This is a genomic window from Rathayibacter sp. AY1C7 (assembly GCF_002931865.1).
In the GTDB taxonomy this organism is placed as follows: domain Bacteria; phylum Actinomycetota; class Actinomycetes; order Actinomycetales; family Microbacteriaceae; genus Rathayibacter.
Map to the genome: position 1 here is coordinate 17,605 of NZ_PSWB01000027.1, position 19,381 is coordinate 36,985.

The window sequence follows — 19,381 nt, forward strand, 5'->3', positions numbered from 1 at the left end:
GCTGAACGCGGGCTTCATCATTCGCAAACGGATCCGCAGCCGAGATCCCGGAGTGGAACAGAACATCAACTGGTCGAGCATCTGTAACAGCAGCCCGGCTGGCGACATGTCCCAGGTATGAGCCCATCACAGTCCGCCCGCGAGGCGAGCTTCTCCGAACTGTACGAACGCGAATACGTCAGCGTCGTCAGATTCCTGAGACGTCGCACTGACCCCGAGCGCGCCGCCGACCTCGCGCACGAGGCGTTCCTGATCGCCTGGCGCCGGCACGACACCGCGCCATCAGAGGACGAGGCCGCGCGGGCGTGGCTATTCACCATCGCCCGGAACTGTCTCCTCAACGACCTCCGCAGTCAGCAGCGCACCACCGCGCTCACGATCCGGGTCGCCGCCACCACCGACGCGGCCGCGCGGTCACCGGAGGACGCGATCGCGACCCGACTCGACCTCTACCAGGCGTGGCAGCAGCTCAAACCGCAGCACCAGGAAGCGATCGCGCTGACGGCCTGGGAAGGACTCGGCTCCCCCTCCGCGGCCGGAGTGCTCGGCATCACCGCCGTCGCCTTCCGACTCCGACTTCACCGAGCACGCACCGCACTTCGGGCACTGCTCGATCCCCCTTCGCACCAGCACCACGCCGACTCGCCCGCCTTGGAGGCATTATGACCACGCCCGAACTCCTCGCCACGAAAGACCTCGACCCGGCCGCCCACTACGAGCTCGACGGCCCGGCCCACGAAGCCGCCGCAGCGCGGCTCCAGATGATCCTCCACAGCGACCCGGTGGCCGCTCGAGAGCCCGCCGCTCGGCGCCCTCGGGGATGGCAGTTCATCCTTCCCGCAGGGCTCGCGGCCGCAGCACTGGGAGTCGCTCTCGCCGTCCTGCCGTCCGGTGTCGACTCCCGCGCGTACGCCTCGTGGACGTCGACCGCGGAGGTTGCCAGCACGTCCGACCTGACCGTCGCGGGCGCTGCGTGTGCGTCAGGTGACGCGGAGCAGCTCGGGCAGCCGGCAATCGGGGAACGGCGCGGCGATTGGGTGCTGCTCTCGTACACGACGCCCAGTCAGCGGGCGTGCCTCATCGAGATCCCGGCTGGGACGAGCGCTGCTGGGAGGTCGCTCATCAGTTCCACTGGAAGCGAGGGCGGCTTCACTCCGCTCGCTGACGAGTACACGCAGGGCGGCATCAGCCAGTTCGCCGGCGAGAACCTCCCGCCCGCCGCCTTCACCAGCGGCGACGTCGGCTCGGACGTGACCGGGCTCACCATCCGCACCGGCGACGGCACGAGCGTCATCGCCACGATCACAGACGGCCACTGGGCCGCGTGGTGGCCCGGAACCGGCCTCACCGAGGGAGGCGAGACGGGCCGCGGCGGACCGGAGCCGACCTTCGCCGTCACGCTCACCCTCCGCGACGGAAGCACCATCACCGACGCCAGAGAATCCTTCAACCAGCCCTAGCCGGCGCGTGAATCTCCGCGGCCGACGTTAAGAACGAGCCTCGGCCGGACACGTCGGTAGTGACGAGCAATCACCGAGGGGGAACGGGCATGGACGATCTGGACGATCTGGTGCGACGAGCTGCGCCGCCGGCGCTGGGCGAGGATCCGGCGGCCGCCGACGCCGCGCGCGGCATTGCCCGGGCAGTGGCCGAGAGGCGTCCGCCGCGACGTTCGTGGTTCCGCTCAGGAGTCGGAGCGACGGTTCTGGCGATCGGACTGGTCGGAGTCGGAACCACGGCCGCCGTCGCAGGGCCGTCGCTGCTGCAATGGGTCGGCTGGACTCCGGACGTCGCCGTGCAGCGCGCGTTCGAGCTCACCGAGGGTGCCGACATCGGGACCTGCGCAGTCGTCGCCCGCATCCAACCGGAGTACGGCGGCGGGCTCTCCGACGAGGAGACCGACGAGCTGACCGAGAGGGCTCGCGAGTTCCTCGCGCAGCACGACTGGGATCCGGTCATTGCCCGTGTCACTCCGGAGGCCATCGAGGCGGCCCTGGCGTCGAATCAGGCGGGGATCGATGAGGCGAACGCTGCGGCGGAAGCCGCCGGCCGCCCGGCAGACATTCCTGACGCGACCCCTGGGGTGATCGCCAGCTCTCTCATGGGCGACGAGATCCGGGATGTGCTCGAGGAGGCCGGCTACTTCACGACCAGCACCTCCATCGAGATGGCGGGACAGTGCGACAGCGATTCCCCCGGGACTACCGAGTGATCGCGCGACGACGCCGGTCCGACCAGGACGCGGCGCTCGAGAGCCTCCACGCCGCGAACGCAGCGGATCTGCTCAGCTACTTCGGCCGACGAGTCACCGTTCCCGCTGACGCCGCTGACCTTCTCAGTGAGACCTTCATCGTCGCTTGGCGACGCATCGAGCAGCTGCCCGCCGACCCCGAGCGAGCACGCATGTGGCTCTTCGGAGTCGCCCGCCGAGTCCACTCGAACGCTGCACGAGGAGCCATCCGACACGACGACCTCACGCAGAAACTCCGCCAGCACTTCGACGCCCACCGACCCGATCCCGTCGGCGCGGACACCCTCGACATCTGCACAGCCCTCGACGCCCTCCCGGAGAATCAATCCGAACTGATCCGGCTCATCCTCTGGGACGGCTTCACCCTCCCCGAAGCCGCGACAATCCTCGGGATCAGCGAATCGACAGCACGCGGCCGACACCAACGAGCCAAACTCCGACTTCAAGCCGTCCTCCGACCACGCGAACACCATCGAGGTCCCACCAATGACTGAGCAAGCAACGAACGTCGGTACCGGTTTGCGGGCGGCGACTCCAGCATCCGATGGATCTGTGAACGCGTTCATCGGCTGGACCGCTGCCGGCGTAGTCACGGTGGTCGCCGCCCTGGTTCTGATGTTCAGCAGCTTCATGGTGGCTCTGGGGGTCACGGACGCGGATCCATCCGAAGGGGCCATCGCGATCGGTGCCGGCGGAGTAGGCGTCGTCATCTGGATCGTCGTTGCCGCTGTCGGAGGCTACGTCGCTCCCCGGAGGCTTTCGCGTCGACCTGTTCTCGTCGCGTGGCTTCCAGCTGTGGTGAGTGCCCTCTGGTGCGGGATCGCTATCGGCCTGTTTCCCGTCCTGCTCGAGAACGTCGTCTTGCCGATGTCTTTGACCCCTGTGCCGATGAGCCAGCCGCTCCTTTTCCAAGCGATGATCCTCACGGCCGGAGCCATCCCGGCTGGAGCGGGGTTGCTGGTGATCAATCTCGTGTTGCGCGTGATCAGAGCCCGCCGCGGCCGAGTCGCGACGCACGCGAGAGGTGACGCGCCTGACGTCCGGAGTCAGCGCGCCTCGTGATCCACGGCAAGAGGGGACGAGACATCAACTAGATGAGGCACGGCGTCGGCTCAGCGCCCAGACGAGCGCGCCCGCGAGGAGCACCGCGCAGGTCAGCCCGGCGACGTGCAGGACGAGCGACGGCACTCCGTTCTCGGGGAGCAGGAACCCGTACGGCACCCACCCGTCGGTCGCTCCGCGGACGAGCACGACGACGACCCAGACGATCGGGTAGGGCAGGACCACCCACAGCCGGCGCCAGGAGAGCGGTCCGCGGTCGGCGACGACGATCCAGTCGAGGAGGACGAGCGCGGGGAGCACCACGTGCAGGACGGCGCTGACCCAGGGCGGAGCCGTCCCGGTACCGGGGACGAGGGTGTTGTAGATCACGGCGACGACGATCAGGTAGGCCGTCGCCGCGCCGCGGACGTAGCTCAGCCACACCGGCGTCGGACGGCGGGCGAGCGCGACCGATCCGGCGACGATGAGCACCGCGCTCGCGAGGAGGCTGGTCTGGTTCGTGAAGTAGCCGAAGTAGTCGAACGGATTCGACTCGCCGGCCACGATGCTCAGCGCGTAGGTGTGGAGGATCACCGCGACCGCGGCTGCACCGACGGCGATGCGCGCTACACCCACGAATGGGCGGGTCGGTGCCGGGGAACTCATCGGGTCAGCCTAGGAGCCGTTGGGCTTCCTGCTGGCCCGCGACAGACGTTCCCCTTTCCGAACCGTGCTGAGCATTTCAGGCCGAGACGCGACCACGAGGAAAGCGATGACGTCGCTTAGCCTGAGCCGGTGGGGACGTTCTCGAAAGTGCGCAACACGGTCGCGGTCGCGGCATGCCTGGCGGTCGTGACGGGATGCACCGCGCAGCCTGCACCGTCGGCCCCGCCTCTGGCGACGAACTCGGACGACGGCTTCACCTCCCCGCTGACCGGCGACCTAGGCGTAGCGACGTTCACCGGGAGCGACGGGACCACCGGCGCCGTCCAGTTGAGCGCGGCGGACGGCCGGCTGGCCCTGACATCCGACGAGCTCGTCATCCCCACCGCGTCTTCCGGTTCCGTAGCGGTCATGGGAGCGCTCGATCCGATCGACGCGGATACCACCTGTTTCGACGTCGATTTCCCGATGCGTCTCGCGGACGCGGAGTCAGGGAAGCCCTACAAAGCGTGGCGGAACCTCGCAGAGTTCCATGGCGACCCGACAGCGATCAATCAACTCGTTCTCACGACCCGCCCGCAGGACGACCCCGACTGCTCAACCAAAATCCTCGCCATCGCTGACGTCCAGTGGAACGTGGAGCCGCAGCGCAGCACCCTCGTGGCCCGGGACGCCGGCCCACGTGCAGCAGCGCGTGGCGAGGTGTCATCCGCGGACGGAGTGCCGACGTCGTACACGGTCGCTCGCAACGACCTCGCAGAGGACGTCGCGGCACGATTCGGCATGACGGCCGATGACCTGTTCTACCTCAACCCGTTCCGCTTCCCTTCGGACGAGATTCTGCGCGTCGGTGAAGAGCTGAACCTCACTGTCGCGGCGCGATGACCTCCCCCCGCGGGTACTCGATACCGGGCCTGGCGTTCCGGCTCTTGATCAATCCTTCGGAGTGCAGTGCATGATGTCCCGATGAACGTTGGAGAGCCCCCGCAACCGAGTGCAGCGACGCCCATCGTTCTCGCCTTGGTCTTCGGCGGTCTTGCAGCCGCCCTGGGAGCCGTAGCCTCCATTTACATGTGGGACCCGAGCGAGACGTGCAGGACCCGCGGCGGAGGCAGCCTGACGGGAGAGGGGTTCCTCTGGAACCCGCTGTGCTCAGATGGTTCAACCGTTCAGCCGATATGGATGACGTTGTCGACTGCTGCGGCGTTGATCGTGGCCGTGACATGCGTCGTCATTGCGGCCAGCCGTCAAGTTGAACGTGACGGACAGGAAATTGCGTCGCCCGACGTTCTGCACGACTACTCGCGCCAGACCCTGCCGGAGGACAACGGGCTCCGCAAGCTGGGCGATGAGTGGTGAGAGATGGCAACTCCGGGGGGGCACCCTCCCGATGAGCGTCAGACAGTCTCCTCGGCCGGATCACGCGATCCCCCTCGTTTTCGCCGTGATCTTCACCGTTTTCGCCGCCGCTCTCGGGTTGATGTCCTCTCTCTACATGTGGGATCCGGCAGAGGCGTGCGAGGTTCGTGGAAGCTACTCCAGCTCCGAGAGCTTCCTGTGGAATCCGCTGTGCGTGGACGGTTCGGCTGTCCAACCGCTGTGGATGACGGTGGCTGGCGCTGCCGCATTGATCGGTGCCGGCGTCTGCGTCGTCCTCGCGATCGCTTTTCGAGTGCTCAACCACGAGCGGGAAGTCCCGCCGCCCGTCGTCTCGCACTGGGAGTGAGCAGTCAAAGGTAGATTCGCCGGATGACGACGACTCGGACCTCCCACTCGACTCTCGCCCTGCTGCTCGCCGTTCCGGTGTTCGCGCTCGTCGGTTGCGCCGGTTCGACGGCGGGGGCTCCGGCATCGACGTCGGCCGCCGCGCCGGCGTCGACCGCGACCGCCGCCCCGACGTCCGCCCCCGCTACTCCGGCGGCGACCGCGACTGCGGGTGCGGCGGCGGCTGGTCCGGTGTGGCCGGCGGACCCATGCCGGGACACGCAGCTCACGGTCACGGTGGAGGACCGGCCCGAGCTTTCCGGGGCGGGCCAGGAAGGGTTCGCGATCGTGCTCACGAACGCCTCGGATCAGGCGTGCTCGTACTTCGGGTGGCCGGGCGTTCTGATGCTCGGCGCCGATGGGACGCAGCTCACCACCGCCGGCACGTCGGGTGCGGAAGCGTTCCCGGGGGCTCTCGCTCCGGGTGAGTCGGCGCAGGCGGAGGGCCAGCTCTCGGCGGTCGGCGCATACGACTGCACGCCGACGACCGCGACGACTGTCCGGGTGCTCGTCACCTCGGACGGCGCCGGACCGGGAATCGACACGCCCTCCGATTTCCAGGTCTGCGGCGGGGACGGTCGCAGTGACTTCACGACCGGGCCGCTCATGCCGGTGTCCTGACTCTTCTGAGTCCCGGCTGCAGTCATGGATGGGTTCGAGGGTGGAGACAGCTTCGTGCTGTTCCTGGTTCTAGGTGCCCTTCCCTTCCTCCTTCTGGTCGCCGTGGTTTCGGTCGTCACGATCGGCATCCTTCAATGGATCGGAGGGCGGGGGCGGCCCCGTCCGTAGACTGAGTGCAACCACCCCTTCGGCACGGCGCCGACCGGAACTCAAATGAGTAAATGAAGCAATGAGCACATGGGTGTGGAGTTGATCGCTTTGTGGCGGCAGTCTTTGATCGCTCCTTGACGTCGCGCTACGCGTGCGTCGGATCACCGACGATTTCAGCGAGTCAGGAATTTCGCGAGAAACGTGCGGTAAATCACTGTGAGCTGGTGCAGATCGCTTACCACGACGTGTTCGTCGATCTGATGGATTGTGCTGCTGATGAGGCCGAATTCGGCGACCTCGCCATAGTGGGCGATGAATCGCGCATCGGAAGTTCCTCCGCCGGTATCCAACGAGGGAGTTCGCCCGGTCACGGATGTCACCGCCTCGGATAACAGCGCGACGTGGCTCGATCCAGCAGTGATGAAGCGGTCGCCACTTACCTCGACTAAGAGGGTGAAGTCGGTTGCGAACTCTTCTGCCGCCCGGCGGATCAAGCCCTCGAGGCTCTCGGCTGAATGAAGGTCGTTAAAGCGAATGTTCAGATGCGCGGTTGCTTCGGCGGGCACCATGTTGTTCGCCGCATTGCCGACGTCGATCGTGGTGATCTGGAGACTCGACGGCTCGAAGCACTCGGACCCCTCGTCGAGTGGTGTTGTGGCGAGTCGGTTGAGAAGGCGGATGAGGCGGTGCACCGGGTTGTCGACGAGGTGGGGGTAGGCAACGTGCCCCTGGAACCCGCGCACCGTCAGGTTGGCGTTAAGGCTTCCGCGCCGTCCGATCTTGATCACGTCGCCGATCCGCTCCGGGTTCGTCGCTTCGCCGACAAGGGTGAAGTCCGGCATGTCGCCGCGATCGGCGAGCCACTCGAGCACACGCACGGTGCCACCCGTGGCCGGCCCCTCTTCGTCTCCGGTGATCAGGAGGCTGACCGACCCAAGGTCGAGCACTTCGGGCTGCGTCTGCGAGACCGCTGCGAGGAAAGCGGCGATGGCGCCCTTCATATCGCTGGCACCTCGACCGATGATCGTCCCGTCGCGGAGTGTCGCATCGAAGGGGTCGGAGCTCCACTCGTTAGAGCCTGGGGGAACGACATCGGTGTGACCGGCGAAGCACAGGTGCGGTCCGTCGATTCCTCGGCGGGCGTAGAGATTCGGGGTGCCATCGAAGTCCAGCCGATGAACGATGAAGCCAAGGCTCTCAAGTACGCCTGCCACGACATCGAGGGCTCCGTCGTCGCTCGGAGTGACCGAAGCACATCGGATCAAAGACTGCGTGAGCGCGACGGGGTCCACGGGAGCGAAACTATTCGGCACGGAGACACCGTACCTGCAACATCAACTGCATCTCGGAAAACAACAGCTTTCTAAGACGCCCGGTCGGCATCGCTGTCGCGGTGTCGGGTCCGCGCGATTCCGAGGTCGCAGATGTCTCGAAAATGCGTCTCAACAGAAACCGTCTCAGGGTCATGACTGCGAGGAGTTTGTGAGTCACACTGGTCGAGTGAGACTTCTTGGATACACCCGCGTGAGCACATCGAGTCAGGATGCGCAGTTGCAGCTCGACGCGCTGGTGGCTGTCGGCGTTCAAAAGCGCGACGTGTTCGCTGATGTCACCTCCGGGAGCAAGACCGCGATCGAGCGCCGAGGGATGAAGAAGCTCCTCGAGCATGCAGAGTCCGGTGACACCGTGGTCGTGTGGCGAGTTGATCGGCTTGGCCGCTCCTTGATGGACGTCCTGAACACGGTGAACCTGCTGCGTGACCGCGGCATCCACGTCCGGTCTATCTCTGATGGCATCGATCCGGCGACGTCGACGGGCCGGCTGATGCTCAACATGCTGGCCACCCTCGCCGAGTACGAGCGCGAACTGATCGTCGAGCGGGTGAATGCGGGGATCGCAGCGGCGCGGCAGAACGGCACACGCTTCGGCCGCCCACTGTCCGATCCTGCAGTAATCGCCGACAAGCTCGCCATCGCCTCCGATGCTCGAGCGAAGGGCCGCACCGCCGAAGACGCAGCACGACTCGTTGGCTGGAGTCGCGCCACCCTCTACCGTCACCAGCAAGCCCTCGCCGGCCGCGAGAGCACCGCCATGTAGCAAATGCCATAGACGGTGACGAGCGGTGGCGAATTCTCCGACTTCACGTCGAAGATCAGATACCCCTCGCCGCCCTCGCACGAGACATCGGCATCGGCCTCCGCACACTACAGCGCTGGCATCAGCTCTACCGAGAAAGCGGCGTCACTGCTCTCGATCCGCACCAGCGATCGGACGCTGGTGTACGTCGAACGCCGCCTGAGCTCGTGGCGTTCATCGAACGACTGGCTTTGAGCAGGCCGCGACCAGCGCTGACCACGCTGCACCGCCTAGCAAGCGCTGAAGCAGATCATCATGGCCTGTCGGCGCCGAGCTACGCCACCGTCAGGGAAATCGTGCAAGCTCTAGACCCGGCGCTCGTAACACTCGCGTTGGAAGGACCGGCCGCCTATCGAGACAAGCACGAGCTGGTGTTTCGCCGACGCGCCGAACGTCCCAACCACATGTCGCAGGCGGATCACACCGAACTCGACATCCTCATCATGGGCACCGGGGGCGCGCCCGATCGGCCGTGGCTGACGATCGTGATGGACGACTATTCGCGCGCGATCTGCGGCTACATCGTCTTCGCCGGGGCACCGTCCGCGATGAACACAGCACTTGCTCTCCGTCAGGCGATCTGGAGAAAGCCCGACCCGACGTGGGCTATGTGCGGGATACCTGACGTTCTCCACGTCGACCACGGCTCCGACTTCACCAGCCACCACCTCGAGCGCACCGCCATCGAGCTGCGCATCCGCATCATCCATTCCATCGTCGGCAGACCCCAGGGCCGCGGCAAGATCGAACGCTTCTTCCGCACCATCAACACCGAACTCCTCGCTACCCTCCCGGGGCACCTCGGGCCCGGCAGCAGAAGCCCCCACCCAGTACTTGATCTGGCGGCCCTCGACCAGGCGATCGGCGCCTTCGTCAGGACCTACAACGAGCGCCCGCATCGCGAGCTCGAAGCCTCTCCGCGAGACGCATGGGTTGCTGACGGCTGGCTCCCGCGTATGCCTGACAGCCTCGAACAGCTCGATGGGCTTCTTCTCACTGTTCCGAAGAATCGCGTCGTGCAGCGCGATGGCATTCACTTCCAGGGCCAGCGCTACCTCGCCCCGACGCTCGCACCCTTCGTCGGGCACACCGTCACGATTCGATATGACCCACGTGACGTCTCAGAGATCCGGGTCTACGACCGCGACACCTTCGTCTGTGTTGCCGTCGACGAAGCTCACCCCAACCTCCGACTCAGCCTCCGCGACATCGAAGCCGCCCGCCGCGCCCGCCGACGACAACTCCGGCACGTCATCAACGACCGCATTCCCACCGCCACCGTCCGGGAGGAGCCGCACAGCGTCGCGCCCGTTCCCCATCGGCGCCGGCTACGCACCTATGAAGAGGACGAGTGATGAACCAGGCCTTCATCGTGACCAAAGAGCACCGACGCTTCACCGAGTTCGCCAACGCCGTCCGCAAGGAACGAACCATCGGCATCTGTCACGGTGATGCTGGTGTCGGCAAGACCAACTCCGCCCGCCGCTATGCGAACTGGGACGCTCTCGAGCCCTACATCAACGAATGGGGCCCGCGAGGAGATCACGACGCCAAGCACTACGCCCTCGCCAACCGATCCCGCACCGTGTTCTACACACCCGAAGTACTCTGCCGACCCAAAGACCTCATGCACGACATCGACCATTGGCAAATCAAAGTCGGCCTCTGCGCCGACGAACATCTGCGCTCCCTCGAACCTGACCCGCCTTTCAAAGCACGACCAGTGGCTCACCTCGTCGAGCTACTCATCATCGACGAAGCCGAACGACTCACACCCACCGCACTCGAGCTGCTCCGCGACCGACACGACCGCGAACACCTCTCCATAATTCTGATCGGCATGCCCGGCATCGACCAACGCTTCCGCCACTACCCGCAGCTCTACAGCCGCCTCGGCTTCTCCCACCATTACCGCGCCCTCGGTCGCGACGAACTCCTCTTCGTCCTCGACCGCCACTGGAAGCGCCTCGGCCGCACCCTCGACCCCGACGACTTCACCGACGCCCAAGCCATCGCCTCCATCGAACGCATCACCCGCGGCAACTTTCGCCAACTCGAACGACTCTTTCCGCAGATAGCCCGCGTGCTCAAGATCAACGACCTCCAAACCATTACCGACGACGTCATCGAAGCCGCTGCCAGCATCCTCGTCATCGGCTACTAGCGCCACGCAACGATCAAGAGACGCCGCCACTTAGCGATCAACTGCACAAACGCGGCGCGCCGAGCAGTGTTGTCCTATAACTTGTCACTCATTCTACGACTCGTGAAAGGGTCGGGTTCGGGGTTCTGTGACGACCGATGCTAGGCGAGGGACGATGATCTCCGTGACTTCGCTGGTGCCATTACCGGGTTTTGATTCCCAGGCCCACGTCTCCTTCATTCGAAGCAGCCCAGTTGGGTCGAGAACAATCTCGGAGACGCAGGATCCCGTCGAGGTCTCGCCGTCCTCGTTGAGCTGGCAGTAGCGGAACGCCACCGTGTCACCGGTTCGAGTGCCGACAAGGAATCCCCGCCGGACTGCGCCGCCGGCGTAGGTGGCCCACACCTCGCCGTCCGCTTCGTGGTAGTCGAAGACAGTCTCAGGTCCTACTTCGCCGCCGACTGTGTCGCGGACAGCCGCGAAGCGGTAACCGTCAAGAGAGGGCAATGAGCTCGATGCGTTCATAGGAAAAGACTAGGGACGAAGTGACGGCAACTCCGGGGCAGGGGATCTACCGCGTCCAGTGCAACATCTCCGGCGAGGAAGATCATGCGCGAGCCGGCGGGAACTGTCGCGGCGTACGCATACTGCGCTGCGCCGGAGAGGCTGTTGGAGCGGATGAGGCTCACTACTGAAGTCAATGGCGTCACGCTCCGCTGTCGTCGGCCCAACGAGTCTTCCACGGCCGGGCACCAGATCGGCCCGGTGAACCATCCCGATACGGGACGGTGCCGGCCCCGCCTGCCGGTTGCAAGTAGACAAAGGCGCGGTCTTGAGTACGGTGGCGCCGTGAAACGAACAGGCGAGGGAATGGCGGGACGGCATTGCGCCGCTACGGCGCTCATTGCTGCTGGCGCACTGATGCTCGCCGCGTGCTCAGGTTCACCAGCTCCGGAGGGTGATCCGATCCGGGCAGCTCGCGCGTTGCGCGACGCGCCGCTGATCGTGCAGGAAGGCAACGCTGCCGACACCTGCGGAGAGTTCGTGCTTGATCACACCGAGCTCGTGCCCATCAACGCGGTCGCATGCCTCGACACGGCAGCAGCAGCGGGCGAGGAGGCGGAGCTCGCCTGGAGTTCTCTCACGGATGAAGGGGATCCCGTCGTCTCTTTCGCCTACACGGCACCCTGGAACGCAGGGATCGTCTTCTCTCTGACAAACGAATACAACTCCTACGCGGATGATCACGGTTGGACCACCGGCCTCTGCCCGGACGCAACCACCGCAACCTCCGATTTCAGCCCCGAGACGTGCCTCGGTCCTGTGGAGGGATGAGTCCACGCGGACGACGAAGATGGCCCGCTCAACCATCCCCTTACGGAACACATGATCGTGGAGTGCTGAACGTTCTGATTCATGGCGTGTTCACCGACGTGCCGGACCATGATGCTCATGGAAACACGAGAACTGGCATGGGGCATTCTGGCGTGGCCTGCCGTTGCGGTCCTTGCGCTGCTGCGAACTGTGGGCAGCTGGGATGTATCGGGCGGGTCCGCAGCAGGGATCCTCGCGGGCACGGCAGCTGCGTTCACTGTCGCGGGCGCACTCCTATGGCTTCCCTCGAGTCTCTGGCTCGACCGGCGGACACGCCGCACCCCGCGCGTCGGGCGGGCGGCCGCGTTCCTGGGTCTGGGACTCGTGATCGGCGCCGCCGCCTCCACCGCGCTGGTACTCGCGTCGGGAAACGCGACCTGGCCCTCCTCCGCGGGCCTCATCACGGAATACGCAGTCACGGCAGGAATCGCTTCCCTCCTCGGTTGGCTCCTCGCCGCCACCCTTCGTGCGAAGAAGCTGCCGATCGTTCAGACGGCGGCGAATCGCGTGAACCGCTGAATGATCCGGGTCGTCGATCGATCAGCGTGCCAGCAGCAGTCCGGCCAAGCCGATGACGACCGGCACCACGGCAAAGGCCAGGAAGAGGTAGGAGAGCACGAGTCCCACCGTCGACTCCCAGCGAGGACCGACGTGTCGTCGCGCCTGATGACCGACGAGGACGCCGGCCAGCGGGAGAAGGTACTGCAGCGTGGTCGCGACTCCGATGACCAGGGGATCGCCCACCCACAGGTGGGCCACCGCCAGGTATCCGACGGCGTAGGACACGACGGCGAGAACGCCCAGCACGAAAGCAGCCCGCGTCCACCCTCGTCCGCTCCGCCGCGCGGTACCCGTCTCCTTCATCACACTCATACCTCCACTGTACGAATCGCTCCTCGCGCACGCCCGCCCCTCGGAGCATGTGCCGGTCCTTCGCCCGACGTCTCGTTCGGTGACACGACCACGCCTCGGCGAGCTGCTGTCCAGCGTCAGCCGGCGAGCCGGCGTCCACAACGAGGACGCGACTCGGATTCGGAACATGTCCGATGGCTGCCTCGATAGCCTCAGCGCATGAAGATACGAGCCGGTTCGCCTGACGATCGCGGGCCCTGCATCGACCTCTGGCTGGAGGCACTCAGAGCACGAGACGGATGCAGTCAGGACGACGCGGTCGCCGAGAGGGCTCGAGCGAAGTTCCACCGGCCTCTCGTTCGGTTCGCCGTCATCGGCTCGGATCCCCTTGGGTTCGCTCTCACCGTCGACACGGGCGATGGTCCGGGCCGACACAGTGCGCTGCTCGAACTGCTCGCCGTCGCACCGAGCGAGACAGGGCGCGGGCTCGGCCGGACACTGCTCGACGACGCGGTCCAGTCCGCCTCTCAGCTCGGCTACCTCGTCCTGAAGCTGCACGTCCGCGCCGGAAACGATCGGGCGGAAGGGCTTTACAAGGCGTCCGGCTTCGAGCCTCACGGGGATCCCGCGCCGCATCCGCTCGGTGGTCATCCGATGATCGAGTACGCGCGGACTCTGACTCACGTCAGCAACTGAGGACCTCCGGCCACCGATCCCCGTACGGGCCACCTCGCGCGACCGGATCACATGCGCACTCAACGCTGGTCGAGCGGTCGGGTCATGGCAACCTCATCCCATGAGCGTGAGCGACGGGCAGGCCTGTGCCCCACGGGACCTCGACGTGCTCACCGACCGGCTCCGACTGTGCCGGCCCGCCGAGACCGACCTGGACGAGCTGTTCCGCCTATACACCGATCCGCGGATCGCGGAAGAGGATCCGCTCCTCCTCCATCTCTCCGCCGATCAGACCCGGGCCGTGATCGCGTATCGGAGGACCCAGTGGACACGGGACGGACTCAGCAGCTGGGTGATCCGCCGGCGCGACTCCCCCATCGACAGCCGTGATCTGATCGGAATGGGTGGATGCACTCTGCTCTCCGATGCAGCCTGGAATGTGGCGTTCACCCTCCACCCCGACCACTGGAGCAAGGGCTACGCGCAGGAGGTCGCCCTCGCCGGCATCGAACTCGCCCACCGCCTCCGACCGGAGCTGCCCATCACCGCGGTCGTCGCAGAACGCAACGCACGCTCCCGCCGCACCATCGAGCGACTCGGCCTCGCGCTCAGATGGGAGGGTCCGGACGCGCACAGCCCAGACCCGACCGCACGAGTCGTGCTCTTCGCCGACCGCCAGCTCTCCGCTGAACAGGTCCGCCGGCTCACCGGCTGAACCCGATCGCCGATCGGCTCATCCGCCAGCTCAGCGAGAGCTCCCCTCACGGGCAGCGAGTCGGCACCGCCGGTGAGCATGGCGATCCTCCGCTGCGGGAACTGCAAGCGAAGCCGACCTGTCGGTCCACCAGCCGACTCCTCCCCCTCCCCGCTCCTCGATCCCCGACCGCAGGGCAACAAGACCAGCAGCCAGGGATCGCCGATCGAGCGGTCACAGCCTAGATTTTCTAGACGGTCTAACTAAGTCCCCTTTCCGGGTGAGGTGGATCGTGCAGGCGATGCTGGTGCTTCGGCTGACCGCGGGCGCCGAGTTGGGAGCGGAGCGATCCGATTTCGAGGTCGATCACTCCTGGTACGGGTCGAAGCGGTGGGCGGGGCGGGGTGCGGTGGTCGTGGTGGTCATGGTCGGCCTTCCTGTGCAGCAGTGGGAGAAGAGGAGGAGGGGCGGGGACCGGCGCGAGCCGGTCCCCGCCGGGAGGGGCTAGCTGAGTCCTGCGGCGTCGGCGGGGGTGTTGTCGCCGGTGACGACCTGCTCGACCGGGGAGAGCGCGTATCCCCAGGCCGCGAGCTGGCGGAAGTGCTCGGCCGTGCGCTCGTCGCCGCGGCGCCAGGACTCCTTGCTCGTGTGCGCCTCTTGACCTCCGAGGACGACGGCCAGAGCGACCAGGCGGGCCTTCGCGGGGTTCGCCTCGACCAGCGCTGCGAGGGCGTCGGCGCGGTAGCCGGAGGGACGCTCGATGCGCAGCAGCGCGTGCGCGAGGTCGCTGCCGCCCGTCATCCCGGAGGACACCGCGAACCGGTGAGCGGTGAGACCGAGGGCGATGACGCGATCCGCGTCCTTCGGGAGGGTCTTGCGGGCGAGGAACGTCGCGATCCACTCGCGGCGCACCTTCTCGGCCGCGTTCCACGCCTTGTTGTTGGCGATGAGCACCTTCCGCTCCGCGGACTTCTCAGCCCGCTCCTCCTCGGCCTCCTCCTCGGTCTGCGGCTGCTCGGGGGCTCCGTAGGCGTAGGTGAATCCGGCGGCGGTCGGGTCCTGAACCAGGAGGGTGACCTCGACCTCGCCGCGCCAGCTGGTGTCGATGAGCACTCCGCGGCCGGGAGCGGCGGCGACCTGCTCGGGAGTGACGCTCTTGCCGTCCTCGCCGCGCAGCTGCCGCACCGGCGTCCACGTCGCCTGGTCGCCGTAGGCGTCGGAGCGGGTGAGGATCTGGAAGCCGTTGCCGGTGTACTCGGCGGCGGTCGCTGCGAGGAGCGCCTGGTGCGCGGCCTCGTCGCGGAGGGTCTGCGCGGTGTGCTCGAACTGGGCCGGGTCGTGGGTGGCGACCTCGATCAGGGTCGCGCGGGCGTCGGCGTCGTCCTCGAACTCCAACAGCACCGCCGCCTGGTCCAGGGTCAGCTCGTGCTCGTGCAGAACGGATGTGACGGTCGCGGACTCCGCGACCGCGAGGCCCTTCTTCACCGCATCGGTCTTGGTGCCGGTGCGCTTGGCGATCGCTGCGGCGGTGACGCCCTCGAACGCGAGCTGCGCCCACGCGGCGGTGCGGTCCGCGACGCTCAGCTCGGCGCGCTGGTCGTTCTCGATGATCTGCTGAACGATCCGGTACTTCCGGGCCGCCAGCAATCAGTCAGGTGGACGAGCCGGTCGTCGGCCCGGCCCCTATGCGCACCAGTCGCGCGAGCGCCCGTTGACGCTGCGCGCGGTGTCGCCGGTGCCGAGGTCGACGAGCACGGTCGAGGTCGCGCTGAAGCCCGGCTCGCCCGGGTAGTCGTCCGGCCGGCCCTCGACCGAGACGGTCTCGACGGCGAGGTACTGCCCGTTCGGCGAGAGGCAGACGCCGCGGATGCGCCCCGTCGGCGAGGTGCGGAACACCTCCGAGGTGCCGGACGCGTCGACGCGGACGACGGAGTACTGGGTCGCCCCTGTCTCCGGCGCGTACTCGGCCTCGAGCTCGACGTAGCTCCCGGAGTCGAGGAGCAGGATCTGCACGGGCGACGCGGTCGCGCTCACGTCCGCCGGGGGGAGGGCGAGCGTCTCGACCGAGCCGTCGGCCAGGTCGATCAGCGAGCCCGACTCCGGATCGGCGACCACGAGCCGGTTCGCGCCGGGCACGAATCCGCGCAGCTCCGCGTGCTGCCCGAGCGGGCTGATCGACCCGGGCGTCAGCAGGTCGAGCAGGAGCACCGTGTCGTCGAGCGAGTGGGTGACGACGGAGGTGGTGCCGGGCACGAACATCCAGTCGCGCGCCCGCAGCGGCCCGCCGTCTATCCCGAGCACGGGGACCGCCTCGGCCTTCTGGTCGGTGAGGTCGTAGGAGTAGAGGGCGCGGTCGAGCGGGCCCGACGGCGCCTGCCCGGTGAAGGTCCAGCCGAGCACGCCCTTCTCGGGCGAGGAGTGCAGCTCGCGCACAGTCCCGGGGCCGGGGAGCGGGATGACGCCCTCGGAGCCGGTGTCGAGCGTGACCGTGCGGAGGAGGTTCGTGTCGTCCGGCTCGATGGTCACGACGACCAGCACCGGGCCGACGACGGCGTAGTCCTGGATCCGGTCGGCCGTGACGAGGACCCGGGCGTCGCCTCCGGAGAGCGGGCGGACGCGGACGGCGTCGGGCTGCGAGGGGTCGTCGGCGGTGCGGTCGAGCGTGAAGAGGTCGGGGTCCTTCGTGGTGAAGGAGGCGGAGACGTCGGCGGCCGAGCCGGTCGCGGCGCTGCGGGCGTCGTCGATCCCGATCTCGTAGCGGGTGGCGTAGCGGAGGGTGTCGGTGAAGGTGACGGTGAGCACGCCGCCGTCGAGCTCGGCGGTGTGCGGGGCGTCCGGAGCGACGCGGACACGGTCGAGCGCGTCGGGCTCGAGAGCCTGGTCGAGGTGCAGGCGGGCTCGGGAGCCGTCGCGCTCGACCACGCCGTCGGTGCTGACCTCGAGGGACGCGACCCGGGGCCCCTTCGCGACGGTGGCGGCGGTCAGGCCTCCGACCGCGAGGACGAGCACCGCGACGACCGCCCAGAAGAGCCGCGGGAAGCGGGAGGCGCCTGCGGAGTCGAGGCCGGGAGACCGCCGCGCGCCGCCTCCGGCCCGTCGCCCGCTCTGCGCCGACGTGCCGCCGCCGGGAGACGCGCCGGGCTCGAGAGACGCGCCGCGCTCAGGATTCGCGCCGCGCTCAGGATTCGCGCCGCGCTCAGTAGACATACGGCATCGCCGGCTCGTCGATCGGAGTGAGCGCCTCCGGCTCCAGCACGACCGCCTCGGCGCTGGTGACGCTCGGGTTCGCGCCGAAGCCGCCGCTCGCCTCCAGCCACTGCCCCTCCGACCAGGTGTCGGCCCAGCCGGCCTGGTAGACCGGCACGCCCACCGGCTGCGCGTCCACCGCGCAGCAGGTGACGACGAAGCGGGCGATGTAGAAGACGTTCTCGGGGTCGGAGGCGTCGGGGGTCACGAATCCGCTCACCGTGGCCGTGCGGCCGGCGAGGAACTGCTCGCTCGCGCCCTGACGCAGCAGGGTCGCCCAGTCGCGCACGCTGAACGAGGCGGTGTCGCCGGTGGGCGCCGCGGCGGTCACGGAGGCGTCGACGGCGCTGGTGTTGACCTCGCGCTGCGTCGCGGTCGAGGCGGTGAGGGCGGCCGGCGGGAGCACGAGCAGGGCGACGGCGGCGGAGGCGATCACCGCGACTCCGGCCGCGACCGCGACCACCCGGCGCCAGGGGCGGGCGGGCACGGGGGCGTGGAGGTGCTCGACGTCGTCCTCGTGCTCGTGGGCGTCCTCCTCGGCGCCCGGCACGACCGCGAACGCCGCGATCAGCAGCACTCCGGCGATCACCGCGAGCACCACCGAGAACTCGAAGTAGCGGGGGTGGATGTAGAGGCCAAGTCGGCCGGTCGCCGCGAGCCACAAAGTCGAGACGACGCCGATCAGGCTGAGGACGACGCCCTTCCAGCGAGCGAGGAGGCGCTCAGAGCGCATAGTTCACCGCCAGTCCCAGCACGGCCGCGGCGAGGGCGACCAGCACGGTGACGCGCACCAGCGTCGCGGCCGAGAACGTGGTGCGCAGCAGCGCGAGCATCTTGACGTCGATCATCGGGCCGAAGACGAGGAACGCGATGATGCCTCCCGGCAGGAACGTGGAGCCGAACGAGAGCACGAAGAACGCGTCGACGTTCGAGCAGATCGAGATGACGAACGCGAGGACCATCAGCGCCAGCACCGACCAGAGCGGGTCGCCGCCGAGCGTGGTCAGCACGTCGCGCGAGACGCCGACCTGGATCAGCCCCGCGATGGCGGCGCCGACGAACAGCGCCGGCATCATCGCCCCGGTCTCCTCGGCGAACAGCAGCACGCTGCGCCGGGAGCGGTCGCGGAGGGAGCGGGAGGGCCGCTCGCCCGCCTCGCAGGCAGCGCGGAAGCGGTCGGTGAGCAGGCTCATCGGCTCGGAGTGGCGGCTGAAGATCCAGCCGACGAGGTTCGCGATCGCGAAGCCGCCGACGATGCGCCAGACGAGGATCCCGTCGGCCCAGCCGAAGGCCTGGTAGGTCGTGACGATGGTGATCGGATTCACGATCGGCGCGGCGAGCAGGAACGTCATCGACTCCGACACCGAGAGGCCCTTGACGATCAGCCCGCGCGCGAGCGGCACGTTGCCGCACTCGCAGACCGGGAGGAGCACGCCGAGCAGCGAGATCGCGAGGCGCCGCGGGAGCGCCCGCTTCGGCAGGATCCTCAGCAGCACGGCCTCGGGCACCCACAGCTGCACCGCGATCGAGAGGACGATGCCGAGGAAGACGAACGGCAGCGACTCGATGACGACGCTGATCGAGAGGGTGAGGAAGTCGCGCACCGCGTCCGAGAGGGCGTCGCCCGCCGCGTCCGGGGCGAGCAGGCGCGTCGCCACGAGGACGGCGACCAGGGCGAGCCCGAGGAGCGGCCCGCGCCGCGACCGCCGGGCGCCCGGGGACGCGCGGGTCGGGGCGGCGAGCGCGGATTCGGGGGACATCCCGACCCATC

24 protein-coding genes are annotated in these 19,381 nt (G+C 67.7%); 16 read left to right on the forward strand and 8 right to left on the reverse strand.

Annotated elements, in window-relative coordinates:
• Positions 1 to 117: 117 nt before the first annotated feature.
• The 5 genes from C5C69_RS13720 (at position 118) to C5C69_RS13740 (ending at position 3,313) form a co-directional block, all read left to right on the forward strand.
• Positions 118 to 666 carry an RNA polymerase sigma factor gene (locus tag C5C69_RS13720; protein WP_104258131.1) on the forward strand — a complete coding sequence of 183 codons (549 nt, stop codon included), beginning with the start codon at positions 118 to 120 and terminating at the stop codon, positions 664 to 666.
• Complete coding sequence (locus C5C69_RS13725) at positions 663 to 1,460, forward strand: hypothetical protein (RefSeq protein WP_104258132.1); 798 nt, start codon at positions 663 to 665, stop codon at positions 1,458 to 1,460. Before C5C69_RS13720 ends, C5C69_RS13725 begins: the two co-directional genes overlap by 4 nt.
• 89 nt (positions 1,461 to 1,549) lie before the next feature.
• The gene (locus C5C69_RS16730; protein ID WP_146083638.1) at positions 1,550 to 2,212 is read left to right on the forward strand and encodes a hypothetical protein; all 663 of its coding nucleotides are present in this window, start codon (positions 1,550 to 1,552) and stop codon (positions 2,210 to 2,212) included.
• Positions 2,209 to 2,745: a sigma-70 family RNA polymerase sigma factor gene (locus tag C5C69_RS17470; protein WP_181127067.1), complete on the forward strand. Its 537-nt coding sequence runs from the start codon at positions 2,209 to 2,211 to the stop codon at positions 2,743 to 2,745. Before C5C69_RS16730 ends, C5C69_RS17470 begins: the two co-directional genes overlap by 4 nt.
• A gap of 58 nt (positions 2,746 to 2,803) precedes the next feature.
• On the forward strand, positions 2,804 to 3,313 hold the full coding sequence (locus C5C69_RS13740; protein ID WP_104258135.1) for a hypothetical protein: 510 nt from the start codon (positions 2,804 to 2,806) through the stop codon (positions 3,311 to 3,313).
• Positions 3,314 to 3,337: 24 nt separating this feature from the next.
• Here C5C69_RS13740 and C5C69_RS13745 read toward each other — a convergent pair whose 3' ends face one another.
• A complete protein-coding gene (locus C5C69_RS13745; RefSeq protein ID WP_104258136.1) occupies positions 3,338 to 3,958 on the reverse strand; it encodes a Pr6Pr family membrane protein in 621 nt (206 codons plus the stop codon).
• A gap of 129 nt (positions 3,959 to 4,087) precedes the next feature.
• Here C5C69_RS13745 and C5C69_RS13750 point away from each other — a divergent pair, with 129 nt between their 5' ends.
• From C5C69_RS13750 to C5C69_RS17305, 4 genes are all read left to right on the forward strand, one after another.
• Positions 4,088 to 4,840: a LysM domain-containing protein gene (locus C5C69_RS13750; RefSeq protein WP_104258137.1), complete on the forward strand. Its 753-nt coding sequence runs from the start codon at positions 4,088 to 4,090 to the stop codon at positions 4,838 to 4,840.
• Positions 4,841 to 5,137: 297 nt separating this feature from the next.
• Entirely contained in the window at positions 5,138 to 5,314 is a 177-nt protein-coding gene (locus C5C69_RS17055; RefSeq protein WP_181027276.1) for a hypothetical protein, read from the forward strand.
• A gap of 85 nt (positions 5,315 to 5,399) precedes the next feature.
• On the forward strand, positions 5,400 to 5,681 hold the full coding sequence (locus C5C69_RS13760) for a hypothetical protein (protein WP_104223367.1): 282 nt from the start codon (positions 5,400 to 5,402) through the stop codon (positions 5,679 to 5,681).
• Positions 5,682 to 5,704: 23 nt separating this feature from the next.
• The gene (locus C5C69_RS17305) at positions 5,705 to 6,340 is read left to right on the forward strand and encodes a DUF4232 domain-containing protein (RefSeq protein WP_104223368.1); all 636 of its coding nucleotides are present in this window, start codon (positions 5,705 to 5,707) and stop codon (positions 6,338 to 6,340) included.
• A gap of 323 nt (positions 6,341 to 6,663) precedes the next feature.
• On the opposite strand, the gene dapE is transcribed toward C5C69_RS17305, so the two are convergent.
• Positions 6,664 to 7,782: a succinyl-diaminopimelate desuccinylase gene (dapE, locus tag C5C69_RS13770; RefSeq protein ID WP_219812381.1), complete on the reverse strand. Its 1,119-nt coding sequence runs from the start codon at positions 7,780 to 7,782 to the stop codon at positions 6,664 to 6,666.
• A 208-nt stretch (positions 7,783 to 7,990) separates the two neighbouring features.
• Between dapE and C5C69_RS13775 the strand changes: the two genes are divergently transcribed.
• The 3 genes from C5C69_RS13775 to C5C69_RS13785 are packed head-to-tail and all read left to right on the forward strand — an operon-like array spanning position 7,991 to position 10,790.
• On the forward strand, positions 7,991 to 8,587 hold the full coding sequence (locus C5C69_RS13775) for a recombinase family protein (protein ID WP_104223370.1): 597 nt from the start codon (positions 7,991 to 7,993) through the stop codon (positions 8,585 to 8,587).
• A gap of 8 nt (positions 8,588 to 8,595) precedes the next feature.
• Positions 8,596 to 9,981: a Mu transposase C-terminal domain-containing protein gene (locus C5C69_RS13780; protein WP_104258140.1), complete on the forward strand. Its 1,386-nt coding sequence runs from the start codon at positions 8,596 to 8,598 to the stop codon at positions 9,979 to 9,981.
• Positions 9,981 to 10,790: an AAA family ATPase gene (locus tag C5C69_RS13785; protein ID WP_104258141.1), complete on the forward strand. Its 810-nt coding sequence runs from the start codon at positions 9,981 to 9,983 to the stop codon at positions 10,788 to 10,790. The genes C5C69_RS13780 and C5C69_RS13785 overlap by 1 nt, the downstream gene beginning before the upstream one ends.
• 93 nt (positions 10,791 to 10,883) lie before the next feature.
• Here C5C69_RS13785 and C5C69_RS13790 read toward each other — a convergent pair whose 3' ends face one another.
• The gene (locus C5C69_RS13790) at positions 10,884 to 11,294 is read right to left on the reverse strand and encodes a hypothetical protein (protein WP_104223373.1); all 411 of its coding nucleotides are present in this window, start codon (positions 11,292 to 11,294) and stop codon (positions 10,884 to 10,886) included.
• Positions 11,295 to 11,618: 324 nt separating this feature from the next.
• Here C5C69_RS13790 and C5C69_RS13800 point away from each other — a divergent pair, with 324 nt between their 5' ends.
• The gene (locus C5C69_RS13800; protein ID WP_146080945.1) at positions 11,619 to 12,104 is read left to right on the forward strand and encodes a hypothetical protein; all 486 of its coding nucleotides are present in this window, start codon (positions 11,619 to 11,621) and stop codon (positions 12,102 to 12,104) included.
• Between the two features lie 117 nt (positions 12,105 to 12,221).
• Positions 12,222 to 12,662 (forward strand): hypothetical protein, encoded by a 441-nt coding sequence (locus C5C69_RS16735; protein ID WP_146080946.1) that lies wholly within the window; start codon positions 12,222 to 12,224, stop codon positions 12,660 to 12,662.
• Between the two features lie 21 nt (positions 12,663 to 12,683).
• Here the strand turns inward: C5C69_RS16735 and C5C69_RS13805 are convergent, their stop codons facing one another.
• Positions 12,684 to 13,016 carry a hypothetical protein gene (locus C5C69_RS13805; RefSeq protein WP_104226378.1) on the reverse strand — a complete coding sequence of 111 codons (333 nt, stop codon included), beginning with the start codon at positions 13,014 to 13,016 and terminating at the stop codon, positions 12,684 to 12,686.
• Between the two features lie 198 nt (positions 13,017 to 13,214).
• On the opposite strand from C5C69_RS13805, the gene C5C69_RS13810 reads away from it, so the two are divergent.
• Entirely contained in the window at positions 13,215 to 13,691 is a 477-nt protein-coding gene (locus C5C69_RS13810) for a GNAT family N-acetyltransferase (protein ID WP_104223376.1), read from the forward strand.
• A gap of 100 nt (positions 13,692 to 13,791) precedes the next feature.
• Positions 13,792 to 14,385 carry a GNAT family N-acetyltransferase gene (locus C5C69_RS13815; RefSeq protein ID WP_104247869.1) on the forward strand — a complete coding sequence of 198 codons (594 nt, stop codon included), beginning with the start codon at positions 13,792 to 13,794 and terminating at the stop codon, positions 14,383 to 14,385.
• Between the two features lie 483 nt (positions 14,386 to 14,868).
• Here C5C69_RS13815 and C5C69_RS13825 read toward each other — a convergent pair whose 3' ends face one another.
• Genes C5C69_RS13825 through C5C69_RS13840 form a run of 4 tightly spaced genes read right to left on the reverse strand, consistent with a single transcriptional unit; the run spans position 14,869 to position 19,370 of the window.
• Positions 14,869 to 16,011 carry a hypothetical protein gene (locus tag C5C69_RS13825; protein ID WP_104258143.1) on the reverse strand — a complete coding sequence of 381 codons (1,143 nt, stop codon included), beginning with the start codon at positions 16,009 to 16,011 and terminating at the stop codon, positions 14,869 to 14,871.
• Positions 16,012 to 16,047: 36 nt separating this feature from the next.
• Complete coding sequence (locus C5C69_RS13830; protein ID WP_104258144.1) at positions 16,048 to 17,571, reverse strand: hypothetical protein; 1,524 nt, start codon at positions 17,569 to 17,571, stop codon at positions 16,048 to 16,050.
• Positions 17,561 to 18,343: a TIGR03943 family putative permease subunit gene (locus tag C5C69_RS13835; protein WP_104226373.1), complete on the reverse strand. Its 783-nt coding sequence runs from the start codon at positions 18,341 to 18,343 to the stop codon at positions 17,561 to 17,563. Before C5C69_RS13835 ends, C5C69_RS13830 begins: the two co-directional genes overlap by 11 nt.
• Complete coding sequence (locus C5C69_RS13840) at positions 18,333 to 19,370, reverse strand: permease (protein ID WP_104258145.1); 1,038 nt, start codon at positions 19,368 to 19,370, stop codon at positions 18,333 to 18,335. Before C5C69_RS13840 ends, C5C69_RS13835 begins: the two co-directional genes overlap by 11 nt.
• Positions 19,371 to 19,381 lie beyond the last annotated feature (11 nt).